This is a genomic window from Pseudoalteromonas sp. NZS100 (genome assembly GCF_015864815.1).
Taxonomy (GTDB): Bacteria; Pseudomonadota; Gammaproteobacteria; order Enterobacterales; family Alteromonadaceae; genus Pseudoalteromonas; species Pseudoalteromonas distincta.
Genome location: NZ_JADYWM010000004.1, coordinates 274121 through 286973, shown reverse-complemented (window position 1 = coordinate 286973; position 12853 = coordinate 274121). Strand labels below are relative to the sequence as shown.

Annotated in this window: 18 protein-coding genes; 15 read left to right on the top strand and 3 right to left on the bottom strand. The window is 40.2% G+C overall.

What is annotated here, in order from left to right:
• Nucleotides 1-59: 59 nt before the first annotated feature.
• The gene (locus I6E69_RS06340; RefSeq protein ID WP_024597278.1) at nucleotides 60-1127 is read left to right on the top strand and encodes a potassium channel family protein; all 1068 of its coding nucleotides are present in this window, start codon (nucleotides 60-62) and stop codon (nucleotides 1125-1127) included.
• Nucleotides 1127-1324 (top strand): PLDc N-terminal domain-containing protein, encoded by a 198-nt coding sequence (locus I6E69_RS06335; RefSeq protein ID WP_182675765.1) that lies wholly within the window; start codon nucleotides 1127-1129, stop codon nucleotides 1322-1324. Before I6E69_RS06340 ends, I6E69_RS06335 begins: the two co-directional genes overlap by 1 nt.
• A gap of 36 nt (nucleotides 1325-1360) precedes the next feature.
• Here I6E69_RS06335 and I6E69_RS06330 read toward each other — a convergent pair whose 3' ends face one another.
• Together I6E69_RS06330 and I6E69_RS06325 are read right to left on the bottom strand one after the other, a co-directional pair.
• Nucleotides 1361-2395: a cytosolic protein gene (locus I6E69_RS06330; protein ID WP_182675766.1), complete on the bottom strand. Its 1035-nt coding sequence runs from the start codon at nucleotides 2393-2395 to the stop codon at nucleotides 1361-1363.
• 69 nt (nucleotides 2396-2464) lie between these two features.
• On the bottom strand, nucleotides 2465-2923 hold the full coding sequence (locus I6E69_RS06325; protein WP_149603301.1) for an EVE domain-containing protein: 459 nt from the start codon (nucleotides 2921-2923) through the stop codon (nucleotides 2465-2467).
• Between the two features lie 77 nt (nucleotides 2924-3000).
• Here I6E69_RS06325 and tesB point away from each other — a divergent pair, with 77 nt between their 5' ends.
• Nucleotides 3001-3858, top strand: a complete 858-nt coding sequence (gene tesB / locus I6E69_RS06320) for an acyl-CoA thioesterase II (protein ID WP_002957902.1) — start codon at nucleotides 3001-3003, stop codon at nucleotides 3856-3858.
• A gap of 20 nt (nucleotides 3859-3878) precedes the next feature.
• Here the strand turns inward: tesB and plsB are convergent, their stop codons facing one another.
• Nucleotides 3879-6317, bottom strand: a complete 2439-nt coding sequence (plsB, locus tag I6E69_RS06315) for a glycerol-3-phosphate 1-O-acyltransferase PlsB (protein ID WP_002957901.1) — start codon at nucleotides 6315-6317, stop codon at nucleotides 3879-3881.
• Nucleotides 6318-6734: 417 nt separating this feature from the next.
• On the opposite strand from plsB, the gene rpsJ reads away from it, so the two are divergent.
• From rpsJ to tsaE, 12 genes are all read left to right on the top strand, one after another.
• The gene (rpsJ, locus tag I6E69_RS06310) at nucleotides 6735-7046 is read left to right on the top strand and encodes a 30S ribosomal protein S10 (protein WP_002957900.1); all 312 of its coding nucleotides are present in this window, start codon (nucleotides 6735-6737) and stop codon (nucleotides 7044-7046) included.
• A 27-nt stretch (nucleotides 7047-7073) separates the two neighbouring features.
• Nucleotides 7074-7709, top strand: a complete 636-nt coding sequence (gene rplC, locus I6E69_RS06305) for a 50S ribosomal protein L3 (RefSeq protein WP_002957898.1) — start codon at nucleotides 7074-7076, stop codon at nucleotides 7707-7709.
• Between the two features lie 17 nt (nucleotides 7710-7726).
• Complete coding sequence (rplD, locus tag I6E69_RS06300; protein WP_002957897.1) at nucleotides 7727-8332, top strand: 50S ribosomal protein L4; 606 nt, start codon at nucleotides 7727-7729, stop codon at nucleotides 8330-8332.
• On the top strand, nucleotides 8329-8631 hold the full coding sequence (rplW, locus tag I6E69_RS06295; RefSeq protein WP_002957896.1) for a 50S ribosomal protein L23: 303 nt from the start codon (nucleotides 8329-8331) through the stop codon (nucleotides 8629-8631). The genes rplD and rplW overlap by 4 nt, the downstream gene beginning before the upstream one ends.
• Before the next feature lie 15 nt (nucleotides 8632-8646).
• Nucleotides 8647-9471 carry a 50S ribosomal protein L2 gene (gene rplB, locus I6E69_RS06290; RefSeq protein ID WP_002957895.1) on the top strand — a complete coding sequence of 275 codons (825 nt, stop codon included), beginning with the start codon at nucleotides 8647-8649 and terminating at the stop codon, nucleotides 9469-9471.
• Nucleotides 9472-9486: 15 nt separating this feature from the next.
• Nucleotides 9487-9765: a 30S ribosomal protein S19 gene (gene rpsS / locus I6E69_RS06285; RefSeq protein ID WP_004588689.1), complete on the top strand. Its 279-nt coding sequence runs from the start codon at nucleotides 9487-9489 to the stop codon at nucleotides 9763-9765.
• 13 nt (nucleotides 9766-9778) lie between these two features.
• Entirely contained in the window at nucleotides 9779-10111 is a 333-nt protein-coding gene (gene rplV, locus I6E69_RS06280) for a 50S ribosomal protein L22 (protein WP_002957892.1), read from the top strand.
• Nucleotides 10112-10122: 11 nt separating this feature from the next.
• Nucleotides 10123-10824, top strand: a complete 702-nt coding sequence (gene rpsC / locus I6E69_RS06275) for a 30S ribosomal protein S3 (RefSeq protein WP_002957891.1) — start codon at nucleotides 10123-10125, stop codon at nucleotides 10822-10824.
• A 12-nt stretch (nucleotides 10825-10836) separates the two neighbouring features.
• The gene (rplP, locus tag I6E69_RS06270) at nucleotides 10837-11250 is read left to right on the top strand and encodes a 50S ribosomal protein L16 (protein ID WP_002957890.1); all 414 of its coding nucleotides are present in this window, start codon (nucleotides 10837-10839) and stop codon (nucleotides 11248-11250) included.
• A complete protein-coding gene (gene rpmC, locus I6E69_RS06265) occupies nucleotides 11250-11441 on the top strand; it encodes a 50S ribosomal protein L29 (protein WP_002957889.1) in 192 nt (63 codons plus the stop codon). Before rplP ends, rpmC begins: the two co-directional genes overlap by 1 nt.
• Entirely contained in the window at nucleotides 11441-11698 is a 258-nt protein-coding gene (gene rpsQ / locus I6E69_RS06260; RefSeq protein ID WP_002957888.1) for a 30S ribosomal protein S17, read from the top strand. Before rpmC ends, rpsQ begins: the two co-directional genes overlap by 1 nt.
• Nucleotides 11699-12368: 670 nt before the next feature.
• A complete protein-coding gene (gene tsaE, locus I6E69_RS06255; RefSeq protein WP_002957887.1) occupies nucleotides 12369-12836 on the top strand; it encodes a tRNA (adenosine(37)-N6)-threonylcarbamoyltransferase complex ATPase subunit type 1 TsaE in 468 nt (155 codons plus the stop codon).
• Nucleotides 12837-12853: the final 17 nt, after the last annotated feature.

Below are 12853 nucleotides of genomic sequence, written 5' to 3'. Positions count from 1 at the left end.
AAGCATCGCTTACAGTAACGTACTGTTTATAGATAGTTTACTAACGAAGACTTTGTATTATGCCGGTGATATTTAAAAGGCTAGCGTTACTTGTTCGCGCTCATATAGATCAGTTGAGTTGGCAAGCAGTGGCATTAGCTATTTTGACTCATATGCTATTAACATGGAGCTTACTATTTATAGCGAATGAGAAAGCGTTAACCTCGCTTACTACCTTTTTTTACTATTACACAGTAACAACATCAACAGTGGGGTATGGTGACTTTAGTCCAACTACTGATCTTGGTCGTTGGGTGGTTGCATTAATACAAATTCCATTTGGTTTAGCTTTATTTGGTGTTTTGCTAGGAAAAGCAGGACAAACTGTTACTTACTTAATTAGGCGCGCTATGACTGGTGATAAAAACTTTGCCCACAGTAACCACCATATTATTATTTTTGGTTGGCACGACACTCGTACAAAAAAGATGATTGATTACATTTTGGCAGATACGAAACGTACAGACCGTCGTATTTTACTCGCGGTAACAGAGCAAATGGATCATCCTTTTTTAGCTAACGAAAGCGTTGATTTTGCACGTTTAACGAGTTTTACAAATTTAGCTGAGCTAGAGCGGGTAGCTATTCGTAGTGCTGATAAAGTGATTATTGATGGTCAAGATGACGATCAGACATTTACAACAGCCCTGCGCATTAGTCGCTTAGTAAAAGATGATTGCCATATAAGCGCTCACTTTTTAGATGAAACCAAAGTTGAGATGATGTTAGAGCATTGCCAAAATGTAGAGTGTAGTAGTGCAAAATCAGCTGAGATACTAGTACGCTCAATGCAAGATCCAGGTTCGAGCCGTGTGCAAGAGGAGCTGCTATCTACTTTGCATGGTGATACACAATTTAGCTTGAAAATACCAAGTGGCTGCAAAGATATGGAGTTTGGTACTTTGTTTCATCATTTTAAGCTTGAGCATGATGCAATACTGTTGGGTGTTGCTCATAATTTAAGTGCGCAAAATATGGATTTAAACCCACCATTAGATTACAAAGTAAGTGAAGGCGATATTTTGCACTATATATCGGTAGATCGAGTATTAAGTAGTGAAGTAGACTGGTCGAGCCTAGAAAAATAATGAATGAAGTTGTATTTTTAATTGTTGTTTTAAGTGCTTATATATTACCTGTCGTTATTGTACTCAACAGTAAGCGTACACAGGGTCATGAAAAGAATGGCTGGCTAATGGGAATAATTATATTTTCTTGGTTAGGGTTAATGATGTACTTTGCCATTGTGCCCAAGTATGGGCACAAAAAGAAAAAGGTTAAATAGAGTAGTTGGCCTTTACAGCCGCTTTTACTGGCGTAATTACTCTTCTAGTTGCTTAATTTTATGCTCAATTAAAGGATCGTCAGGTACAAGTTGTTGAGCAACTTCTAATAACTGAATGGCATCATTAGGATGCTCATCTTGATGCTTAAGGGCAACATCTATTAATGGCTGAATATCAATTTTTGCCTGATGTTCCTGTACGTGAACTTCTTTTTCATCAATCAAAATATTATGAGCTTTGCTTAATAGTGTTTGACGGTGAGCTGAGTTTACATTCGCTTTATTAAGGCTTTTGTAATAATCCTCTTTAAAACGTAAGGTTTTAGTTTGCAGACGAAATTGCGCAATATCAATTTGCTGATGCTGGATAAAATCGACGGCTACTTGCTTATAAAATCCAAACTTATTCAAATATGTGGCATGTGTGCCATGTCCCATACCAAATACTCGTAAGTGAGTTAACTGCTTATAGCGCTTAGCGTGCATTCGGTCTATACGATTAGTAGGATCGTAAATAATATAGCCTTGGGCATCTCCTAAATCTAGATCGTGATAATCTTGCTGCCAATCAAACTGCTGAGCTATATCGGTACTAGAGCGGTCATCCCACGGTACTAATTCTTTATTTTTAGTACTTACCGGATGGAAGAACAACACCTGATTTAGCTTTAATAGTTTAGCAAAAGCGCCAACAGCAAATCCGCCACGACTTAAACCATAGCCAAGTCGACAATTAAACGGCGTAAGTAATGTTGATAATTGCTCGAGAAAAAAGATTAAATTACGATTACGAAACCAATTACTTTTACCTAAATGCTGAAAAGCGATTACGTTTACGTTTTGTTTTTGAGCTAAGTGATAACCCCATGGTGCAAAATCAGGGTGAAGATCTTGCTCTTGCACGTTAGTGCCAGCAGGGGAGAAGGTAAAAAGCAGGGGTTTATTGACGTCAACAAAATCATACTTAACAAATACATCGCCGAGTAAATCATTACCCGTCATGGGTAATCGAGTTTGTTGCTCATTGCGCGGGAGAGTTAACCATTCATCTAACCAATACAGTAATTTCATTAATCCTCCAGCTATAAGTCAATATAGATCATATCAAACTCAATGAAATTAGGTCAAACCGATAGGATATTACTGCGTCATTTTGATTATTTCATCCCAGTCATTTTTAGTAACAGGCATTATTGATAGTCGTCCGCCCTTTTTAAGTGCGATTTCAGTAATATTGTCATTGGCTTTAATATCTTTAAGGCTAATTAATTTTTTTAAATGGCTTTGATAAGTAACCTCAACAACAACCCAACGTGGTTTGTCGCTGGTGGCTTTTGCATCGTAATAGTCGCTGCTAAAATCAAATTGAGTGGGGTCTGGGTAGGCTTCTTTGGTAACCTCGGCAATGCCCGCTACGCCCACGTGTTTACAGCTTGAATGGTAAATCATGACTGAATCACCGATTTTGACGTCGTCACGCATAAAATTTCGTGCTTGGTAATTACGCACGCCTTCCCAAAGAGTCGTTTGTTTTGGTGCATTTTTTAAGTCATCTAATGAAAACGCATCGGGTTCAGTTTTAAATAGCCAGTAAGCCATAACAGTATTCCTAACAAATATTTACTTCCCACTATTGTATAGTATCATTTGGACACTAGGGTAATGAGGAAGAAATAATGAGCCAAGTATTAGATGATTTATTGTCGTTGTTAACACTTGAAGAAATTGAGCAAGGTTTATATCGAGGACAAAGCCAAGATTTAGGCTTTGGTGCTGTATTTGGTGGTCAAGTAATGGGGCAGGCGCTTTCTGCTGCCAAAGAAACCCTACCTGAAGGGCGAATAGTTCATTCATTACATTCTTACTTTTTACGCCCAGGCGATCCGGCTAAACCCATTGTTTATGACGTAGAAACTATTCGTGATGGTAAGAGCTTTAGTACGCGCCGAGTCAAAGCAATTCAGTACGGTAAACCTATTTTTTATATGACCGCGTCATTTCAGGGTGAAGAAAATGGGTTGTCGCATCAAGCGACAATGCCTGATGTTCCCGCACCTGAAGAATTACGTTCATCGCTTGAGTTTTACCAAGATAACGCTTCGCATATCCCAGAGGTTATCCGTAATAAGTTTACCCGTGAAATGCCTATTGAAATGCGACCGGTTACTTTTCATAACCCGTTTAAACCAGAAGTTATGGAGCCGGTAAAGCATATTTGGTTTAAAGCTAATGGTGAAATGCCGGACGATCAGCGTATCCATAATTACTTATTAGCGTATGCGTCTGATTTTGAGTTTTTACCAACTGCATTACAACCTCATGGTGTATCGTTTATGCAGCCAAATATGCAAGTAGCTACTATTGATCATGCAATGTGGTTTCATCGTCCATTTAGAATGGATGATTGGATTTTGTATTCAATTGATAGTCCAAGTGCGAGTAATGGGTGTGGTTTGGTACGGGGGCAGTTTTTTGATCGCCAAGGCAACTTGGTTGCCTCAACAATGCAAGAAGGGGTTATGCGTCAACGCTAACCCCTTCTGTAAATGCATTGCTAGTTACACTGGTCTTGAACTATATCGCTGATTGACTGCCAGACGCGTGCTGGCAGTAATGTTTTAAGGTGTGCGTAGGTTTCACATAGTTGTGTGCTACCTACTAAGCCCTTATCACCCTCTGTTATTAACGACTCGCCACGTAAGTTTTCGATAAAACTAACAAGTACTTTTTTGTCAAAAAACTCAGGTGTTTTTATGCCGTGCAGTGTACCTAAACGTTGTGCGAGTACTTGGCTTTCTCTTTCAAGCTCGGCTTTTTCAATGCCATCACTTGTTTGAATAAAACCAATCACAATAGCGTAACGTTGTAGGGTAAAGCTAAGTGCTCGTCCAAGCATTTCTAGCTTAGCTAGGCAGTCGTTACTGTTCGTTATATGAATGTTATCGCCATCAAACTCAATTAAATTTTGATCGGCAAAATTAGCTAAAATACGCGTTATGTAGTTTTCATCAAGAGGTTGTAAATACCATTCTTTAGCAAATAGCGGATAAAATGTTTTTACAAGTTGCTGGCATTGAGCAATAGTTGTGCTGTGTTGTTTAAATAGATGTAGTGCAATTAAGCTTGGTACTGCAAATAAGTGCAAAATATTGTTTCGGTAGTAATTAAACAGTACTTTTTCTTTATCGCTAATCGTAATGATTTCGCCAAACTCATCACTGATCACTTCAAACTTATTAAGCTTTAATGCATGCGTTAGTAATTGCTCTGGTGTTTCGTCTGGTGTAGTTACTTTATTACTGTAGCTGGCATCACGCTGTAAGCGCAGATAAAAATCAAGCTGTGCTAATAGCTTTGGTTTACTCAATGCTTGCTTATCATTAACCAGCAATATCATCGCTAGTAAGTTAACCGCATTAAGCGCCGCTGCATTATTAATTTTAACCATTACTTGGTCGGCAAGTTTAGTTACTTGTGGTGCTAACCATTGTGGCTTTTGCACGTCAGTTGGGTGTATTGAATCACGCCAATCAGGTTGGTTATCGTTTAAGTATTGGTTAATAGAGATTGGGTCGCCAAAGTTTAAATTACCACGACCGTAGTTTTTAAGGTTTTTGATTGCCTTAAAAATACCAAATATAGATTCGCCTTTTTTATCTTTACCATCTAGCTCTTTAAGGTAGGTGTTAATTTCCATGACGTGCTCGTAGCCAATGTACACAGGAACAATAGATATTGGTCTGTCTATTCCGCGTAGCATTGCTTGTAATGTCATAGATAGCATACCCGTTTTAGGTGGAAGTAGGCGTCCAGTTCGGCTTCGACCGCCCTCCGTGTAAAACTTAACAGAGTAACCTTTAATAAACAGTTGGCTTAAATACTCTTTGAATATGGCAGAATAAAGTTTATTCCCTGCAAATGAACGGCGAATAAAAAACGCACCAGAGCGTCTAAATATGCCTCCGGCAGGAAAAAAGTTAAGATTTATACCAGCAGCTATATGCGGAGGTACTAAACCCAAATGATAAATAGAGTAAGTAAGCAGTAAGTAATCCATATGGCTGCGATGGCAAGGCATATAGATTATTTCATGTCCTTTATCTGTTAGTTCATGAATTTGTTCGGCGTGTTTAATATCAATACCATTATAAAGCTTATTCCATAACCAAGTTAAAAACCTTTCGGCCACACGTATCATTGCTTCAGAGTAATTAGCGGCTATTTCATCAAGTAGCTTAAGTGCATTTTGACGAGCTTCTGTTTGGCTAATATTTTTAGCGTTAGCTTCATCTTGAATTGCTTTTTTTATAGTAGGTGACGCTAATAATGAATTAAACAATTGCTCACGAGATGGCATTTTAGGGCCTGTAGCAGCTAGCTTTTGGCGCTTAAAGTGAACACGCGCTACGCGTAATAATTTATGAGGTAACTCACTTACATCGGCTTTTTCATTGACTAAAAGTGATAAGTCGAGTGGTTGGCTAAAGCGAATAAAGTTATCGCGCCCTGAAAATAACACCACAAAAAACTTTCTAAACCAGCTTGGAGTAAGAGAGTGTGTAATTAAAGTACGTAGTCCTGGCTTTTCTTTACCTGGATCGCGCCCCCATAAAATAGTAACAGGCACCACTTGTACGTTTTGCTGACCGCTTTTTATTAAGTACTCAATAATTTGCTTGCCTTGGGCTAAAGCATTTGTTGGTTTTGCTTCATCACCAAATAACGGTGGAGGATTTTTAATACCAATAAAACGGTCTAAATTTTGAGTCCCTAGCACTTGCTCTTCTGTTGGGCTTGGTAGGCCATTCTTTTTACAAACATGCGCCAGCGCGGCTAAATCAAAACGTGAATTTAAACGCACTATATAAAATGTAGGGTACTCAGGGTTTAGCTCATACTGTTTAATAGGATTTTCTGGTAGCACTTTGCTTTTCACAAATAAGCGGCTAAATCCAGCAGACATAACATTTAAACAATAATTAAAAATACGCATCGACTCACCATATTGAGAGTATTAAGGGCAAAATTAGCGCAACAGGATACCATAATATCTAAAAATCCCTTAGTTTGCGCAATTAAGATGTTTAGTTGTTTGTTGACTAGCATCAAAAGCATTAGTTCAAGTATAGCTATTGAACATGTATGGATGCATATTTAATCAAATTAGTATTCATTACATTGTTTCTAAATAGTTGTTGCATTTATCACCAATACCTCTATAATACGCAGGCTTTCAAAATTCCTCTGGGAATTAGAAAGGATAAATTAAGCTTGGATTTCAAGCTAATAAACAGGAGTTCCGATTTGGAACTCAACGTAGATATAATCAAACAGCCGACATCTTAAGTTTTAAGATTGTTTCGGTCGTTTTTTTATGCTCTTTTATATGCTCTTTATATTGAGGTTAAGAATGTCAAATCAACGCATTCGTATTCGCCTAAAAGCTTTTGACCACCGTTTGATTGACCAATCAACGGCAGAAATCGTGGAAACTGCGAAACGCACTGGCGCACAAGTACGTGGTCCAATCCCACTACCTACACGCTTTGAACGTTTTACTGTACTAACTTCACCGCACGTTAATAAAGATGCGCGTGATCAGTACGAGATCCGCACCCATAAACGTCTGATAGACATCGTAGAACCAACTGACAAGACTGTAGACGCGCTTATGCGTTTAGATCTTGCTGCTGGTGTTGATGTTCAAATCAGCCTGGGTTAATCGAAAGATTAGAGAGGTTTTAGGAAAATGGCATTAGGTCTAGTCGGTCGTAAAGTGGGTATGACACGAATCTTCACTGAAGATGGTGTATCTATCCCTGTGACAGTTATTGAAGCGACACCTAACCGCATTGCTCAGATCAAATCTGACGCAACAGACGGTTATAACGCGCTTCAAGTAACCGCAGGCACTAAAAAAGCAAGTCGTGTAAACAAAGCTAAAGCGGGTCATTTCGCTAAAGCTGGTGTTGAAGCGGGTCGCGGTCTGTGGGAATTCCGCCTTAACGGTGGTGAAGGCGATTTTGAAGTAGGCGCTGAGCTTACTGTTGAATTATTCAACGAAATCAACAAGGTTGACGTAACCGGTACTTCTAAAGGTAAAGGTTTCCAAGGTGGTGTTAAGCGCTGGAATTTCAGCATGCAAGACGCTACACATGGTAACTCTCTATCTCACCGTGCTCCTGGTTCAATCGGTCAAAACCAATCACCTGGTAAGGTGTTTAAAGGTAAGAAAATGGCCGGTCATATGGGTGCTGAGCGTGTAACGACTCAAAACTTAGAACTAGTTCGCGTTGACGCTGAGCGTAATTTGCTTTTAGTTAAGGGTGCAGTACCTGGAGCTATTGGCGGTGACGTTATCGTTAAACCAGCTGTTAAAGCATAAGTCCTGGAGATTTAGTGATGGAATTAGCAATTAAAGACGCTTCTGGCGGTCTTGAAGTTTCTGAAGCTACTTTTGGACGTGAGTTTAACGAAGCATTAGTACACCAAGTAGTTGTTGCATACGCAGCAGGTGCTCGTCAAGGTACTCGTGCTCAGAAGACACGTTCTGAAGTAAGCGGTGGTGGTAAAAAACCATGGGCTCAAAAAGGTACTGGCCGTGCACGTGCCGGTACAATCCGTAGCCCAATTTGGCGTTCAGGTGGCGTTAGCTTTGCAGCTAAACCACAAGACCACAGCCAAAAAGTAAACCGTAAAATGTACCGTGGTGCGATTAAAAGCATCTTATCTGAATTAGTTCGTCAAGAGCGTTTAATCGTTGTTGAAAGTTTTGCTCTAGCAGCACCAAAAACTAAAGAACTAGTTGCTAAGCTTAAAGAACTTGAGCTTAAAGATGTTCTTATCGTGACTGAAGAAGTAGATGAAAATCTTTTCTTATCGGCACGTAACCTTTATAAGGTTGACACACGTGATGTAGCTGGTATCGATCCTGTAAGCTTAATTGCTTTCGATAAGGTACTTATTACAGCCGCTGCTGTTAAGCAACTTGAGGAGGCGCTAGCATGATTCGCGAAGAACGTCTTTTAAAAGTGATCCTTGCTCCACATATCTCTGAAAAAAGCACAATTGCTGCTGAAGAAAACAATACTATTGTTTTTAAAGTAGTAAATGACGCAACTAAAGCTGAAATTAAAGTAGCAGTTGAGAAGCTTTTTGAAGTAGAAGTAACGGGTGTTCGCACACTTAACGTTAAGGGTAAAACAAAACGTACTGGCGCACGTTTCGGTCGTCGTAGCGACTGGAAAAAAGCTTACGTTACTCTTAAAGAAGGCAGCGAGCTAGACTTTGTCGGCGGCGCCGAGTAATAAGGGGATAGAATTATGGCACTTCAAAAGTGTAAGCCTACTTCTGCGGGCCGTCGTCACCTAGTTAAAGTGGTTAACTCTGATCTACATAAGGGTAAGCCATACGCACCACTTTTAGAGAAAAACTCTAAATCAGGTGGTCGTAATAACAATGGTCGTATTACGGTTCGTCATATCGGTGGTGGTCATAAACAACATTACCGTTTAATCGATTTTAAACGTACTAAAGATGGCATTCCAGCCACTGTTGAACGTTTAGAATACGATCCAAATCGTAGCGCAAACATCGCTCTTGTATTATATGCAGACGGTGAGCGTCGTTACATTATCGCACCTAAAGGCTTAAAAGCTGGCGATGCAATCCAGTCTGGTGTTGATGCACCAATCAAACCTGGTAATGCATTACCAATGCGTAATATGCCTGTAGGTTCGACTGTTCACAACGTAGAATTAAAACCAGGTAAAGGTGCTCAAATCGCACGTTCTGCTGGTGCATACGTTCAAATCCTTGCTCGTGATGGTCAGTATGTAACATTACGTCTTCGTTCAGGCGAAGTTCGTAAAGTTGAATCTGATTGTCGTGCGACTCTAGGTGAAGTAGGCAATGCTGAGCATATGCTTCGTTCACTTGGTAAAGCAGGTGCAAATCGCTGGCGTGGTATTCGTCCGACAGTTCGTGGTGTTGCCATGAACCCGGTAGATCACCCACACGGTGGTGGTGAAGGTCGTACATCTGGTGGTCGTCATCCTGTGTCTCCATGGGGTAAACCGACTAAAGGTGCGAAGACGCGTAAGAACAAGCGTACGGATAAATTTATAGTACGTCGTCGTACTAAGTAATATTGAGGAATAGCCATGCCACGCTCTCTCAAGAAGGGTCCTTTTATAGACCTACACTTGCTGAAGAAGGTAGAGAAAGCTTTGGAAAGCGGTGAGAAAAAGCCAATTAAAACTTGGAGCCGTCGTTCAATGATCATACCTAACATGATCGGATTGACCATTGCTGTCCATAATGGTCGCCAGCACGTACCAGTTTTCGTTTCTGACGAAATGATCGGTCACAAACTAGGTGAATTTGCACCAACTCGCACTTACCGTGGCCATGCTGCGGATAAGAAAGCGAAGAAACGATAAGAGGGGAAGATAAATGCAAGCATTAGCTAAACATAAATTCGCCTCTGGTTCGGCGCAAAAAGCACGTCTAGTTGCAGATCAGATCCGCGGGTTACCTGTAGATCGCGCACTAGAAATCCTGGCGTACAGCCCGAAGAAAGCGGCTGTATTAGTTAAGAAAGTACTTGAGTCTGCTATTGCTAACGCAGAGCATAACGAAGGTGCTGACATTGATGAGCTTCGTATAACAACGATCTTTGTGGACGATGGTCCTACAATGAAACGTATTATGCCTCGTGCTAAAGGACGCGCAGATCGCATCCTTAAGCGTACAAGCCATATCACTGTTATGGTTTCAGATAGCTAGGAGTATAAGTAATGGGACAAAAAGTTCATCCTACTGGTATTCGCCTAGGTATATCTAAACCTTGGGTTTCTACCTGGTACGCGAGTTCAAAAGATTTCTCTGCACAGCTTTTTGGCGATCACAAAGTTCGTACATTCCTTACTAAGGAATTGAAAACGGCTTCTGTGTCTAAAATCGTTATTGAGCGTCCAGCAAAATCAATCCGAGTAACAATCCACACGGCTCGTCCGGGTGTTGTTATCGGTAAAAAAGGCGAAGACGTAGAAAAATTACGTCAAGCGGTAACTAAAATCGCTGGTGTACCTGCTCAGATTAATATCTCTGAAGTACGTAAACCAGAACTAGATGCACAACTAGTAGCAGACGGCATTGCCTCTCAACTAGAACGTCGTGTTATGTTCCGTCGCGCTATGAAGCGTTCGGTACAAAATGCAATGCGCATCGGTTCTAAAGGGATTAAAGTTGAAGTTAGCGGTCGTCTTGGCGGCGCTGAAATCGCACGTTCAGAATGGTATCGTGAAGGTCGTGTACCTCTACATACTCTTCGTGCTGATATCGATTACGCAACTTCTGAAGCCTTAACCACTTATGGTATCATTGGTGTTAAAGTTTGGATCTTCAAAGGCGAAGTTATTGGTGGTTTACCACTAGTACAAGAGCAAGAGAAGCCAGCTAAACGCGCACCAAAGAAAGCCAAGAAAAGTGCTAAGTAGAGGTAGCGAGTAATGTTACAGCCAAAACGTACAAAATTCCGTAAAATGCACAAAGGCCGCAACCGCGGTTTAGCGCAAAACGGTAACAAAGTAAGCTTCGGTACTTTCGGATTGAAAGCAACTGGCCGTGGCCGTATGACTGCTCGTCAAATCGAAGCAGCTCGTCGTGCTATGACGCGTCACGTGAAACGTCAAGGTAAAATCTGGATTCGTGTCTTCCCTGACAAACCGATTACAGAAAAACCTCTTGAAGTTCGTATGGGTAAAGGTAAAGGTTCTGTTGAATATTGGGTTGCTGAAATTCAGCCTGGTAAAGTACTTTACGAAATGGAAGGTGTTTCAGAAGAGCTTGCTCGTGAAGCGTTTGACCTTGCTGCTCGTAAACTGCCATTCAAAACAACTTTCGTAACTCGGACGGTAATGTGATGAAAGCTAGCGAACTAAAAGATAAAAGCGTAGAAGAGCTTAATGCTGAACTTCTAGGACTACTTCGTGAGCAATTTAATATGCGCATGCAAGCTAGCACTGGTCAGTTAGCTCAGACACACACGCTAAGAACAGTACGCCGCGATATCGCGCGTGTAAAAACAGTTATTAACCAGAAGGCAGGTCAATAATGAGCGATAAAATTCGTACTCTTCAAGGCCGTGTAATCAGCGACAAGATGGAAAAATCTTTCACTATCGCTATCGCACGTTATGTGAAGCACCCAATCTATGGGAAATTCATTAAACGTACGACTAAGTTACACGTACATGACGAAAATAACACAGCAAAAGCGGGTGACGTAGTTACTATCCGTGAATGCGCACCAATTTCTAAGAATAAATCTTGGACTTTAGTAGACGTTATTTCTAGTCCAAAACAAGCTTAATTTTTAATTAAGTTAGTTTTGTAAAAAAGCCCTGGCATTAGCCGGGGCTTTTTGTTTTCTGGAACTGCCTTGTCTTGAAACGTGTTTACACATTTAGGACTTATACCAATCCGCAATAATACTTAATCATTTTGCGGGGCTAAACGTGTCGCTACCTGCGTTAAAAAATGCTCATTTAGAACAACTAAATAGCGAATTTTTTGCCTAGCTATCAACACGTTTTTCCAGCCTCAAAATAGATCACTTAATTAAGCGAATTGGTATTATTTTATGAAAACTATTAAAACTAAAGACGTTAAGTTAGTTGGTATTATCTTTTTATCAGAAATACAAAAGCATGCAGGGTAGTTTTCTGGTTTGTGCCATCAACTCCGTTGTTGTTATATATTTTTGGTGTCAGAACTAGTGGGTGAATCACAAAAGTTTGATTATAAGCTTACATATCTCAGTAACTTTAATACTTGCTATAGGCATCTCAGCCGTTGTGCTGCTTTTCTCTTACTTTATTTCAATGTTACAGTTTTAAGGTATCGAAAATAGATATTCAAATATAACTTTAATCATTCGCTTGTGTGGTTTTTTTATGTCTAAAACCTCAATTTATCGCCTTAAATGAATATTCTGGTATGATTAGCAAATATGCGCTTTTGAATGAATTTTTGAGGTAATAATGACGCGTAGTTTTGAATTTCATTTAACTGATGAGATTGCCACGGTTGCAATGGGTAATCGCGTTGCTGATATTATAGAGCAAGGTGCGGTTATTTATTTACATGGTGATTTAGGTGCTGGTAAAACAACGTTTACACGAGGTGTAGTGCAAGGCTTTGGCCATACAGGTAAGGTTAAAAGCCCGACCTATACACTAGTAGAACCTTATGAGCTTGAGCGTGCAAATGTTTATCATTTTGACTTATACCGCTTAGGTGATCCTGAAGAACTCGAATACATGGGAATACGCGATTATTTCTCAGCAGACGCAATTTGTGTTGTTGAATGGCCTGAAAAGGGTGGTGAATTTATTCCTGTGCCTGATTTAGATATTACTCTAAGCTATGTGGGTAACGAACGTAAAATTGTTATAAATAGTGCGAGTGAGCGCGGTATAGCAATTGTCGAAAAACTAAATAATCAATAATAATATAGTTAAGGCAG

Bases quoted from the DNA above. Each gene is read 5' to 3' on its own strand.
- rplW (WP_002957896.1), top strand. From the start codon at position 8,329: ATGATTCGCGAAGAACGTCTTTTAAAAGTGATCCTTGCTCCACATATC.
- tesB (WP_002957902.1), top strand. From the start codon at position 3,001: ATGAGCCAAGTATTAGATGATTTATTGTCGTTGTTAACACTTGAAGAA.
- I6E69_RS06330 (WP_182675766.1), bottom strand. From the start codon at position 2,395: ATGAAATTACTGTATTGGTTAGATGAATGGTTAACTCTCCCGCGCAAT.
- rpsQ (WP_002957888.1), top strand. From the start codon at position 11,441: ATGAGCGATAAAATTCGTACTCTTCAAGGCCGTGTAATCAGCGACAAG.
- plsB (WP_002957901.1), bottom strand. From the start codon at position 6,317: ATGCGTATTTTTAATTATTGTTTAAATGTTATGTCTGCTGGATTTAGC.
- I6E69_RS06325 (WP_149603301.1), bottom strand. From the start codon at position 2,923: ATGGCTTACTGGCTATTTAAAACTGAACCCGATGCGTTTTCATTAGAT.
- rplP (WP_002957890.1), top strand. From the start codon at position 10,837: ATGTTACAGCCAAAACGTACAAAATTCCGTAAAATGCACAAAGGCCGC.
- rplC (WP_002957898.1), top strand. From the start codon at position 7,074: ATGGCATTAGGTCTAGTCGGTCGTAAAGTGGGTATGACACGAATCTTC.
- rplV (WP_002957892.1), top strand. From the start codon at position 9,779: ATGCAAGCATTAGCTAAACATAAATTCGCCTCTGGTTCGGCGCAAAAA.
- rplB (WP_002957895.1), top strand. From the start codon at position 8,647: ATGGCACTTCAAAAGTGTAAGCCTACTTCTGCGGGCCGTCGTCACCTA.
- rplD (WP_002957897.1), top strand. From the start codon at position 7,727: ATGGAATTAGCAATTAAAGACGCTTCTGGCGGTCTTGAAGTTTCTGAA.
- rpsS (WP_004588689.1), top strand. From the start codon at position 9,487: ATGCCACGCTCTCTCAAGAAGGGTCCTTTTATAGACCTACACTTGCTG.
- rpsJ (WP_002957900.1), top strand. From the start codon at position 6,735: ATGTCAAATCAACGCATTCGTATTCGCCTAAAAGCTTTTGACCACCGT.
- I6E69_RS06340 (WP_024597278.1), top strand. From the start codon at position 60: ATGCCGGTGATATTTAAAAGGCTAGCGTTACTTGTTCGCGCTCATATA.
- rpmC (WP_002957889.1), top strand. From the start codon at position 11,250: ATGAAAGCTAGCGAACTAAAAGATAAAAGCGTAGAAGAGCTTAATGCT.
- tsaE (WP_002957887.1), top strand. From the start codon at position 12,369: ATGACGCGTAGTTTTGAATTTCATTTAACTGATGAGATTGCCACGGTT.
- rpsC (WP_002957891.1), top strand. From the start codon at position 10,123: ATGGGACAAAAAGTTCATCCTACTGGTATTCGCCTAGGTATATCTAAA.
- I6E69_RS06335 (WP_182675765.1), top strand. From the start codon at position 1,127: ATGAATGAAGTTGTATTTTTAATTGTTGTTTTAAGTGCTTATATATTA.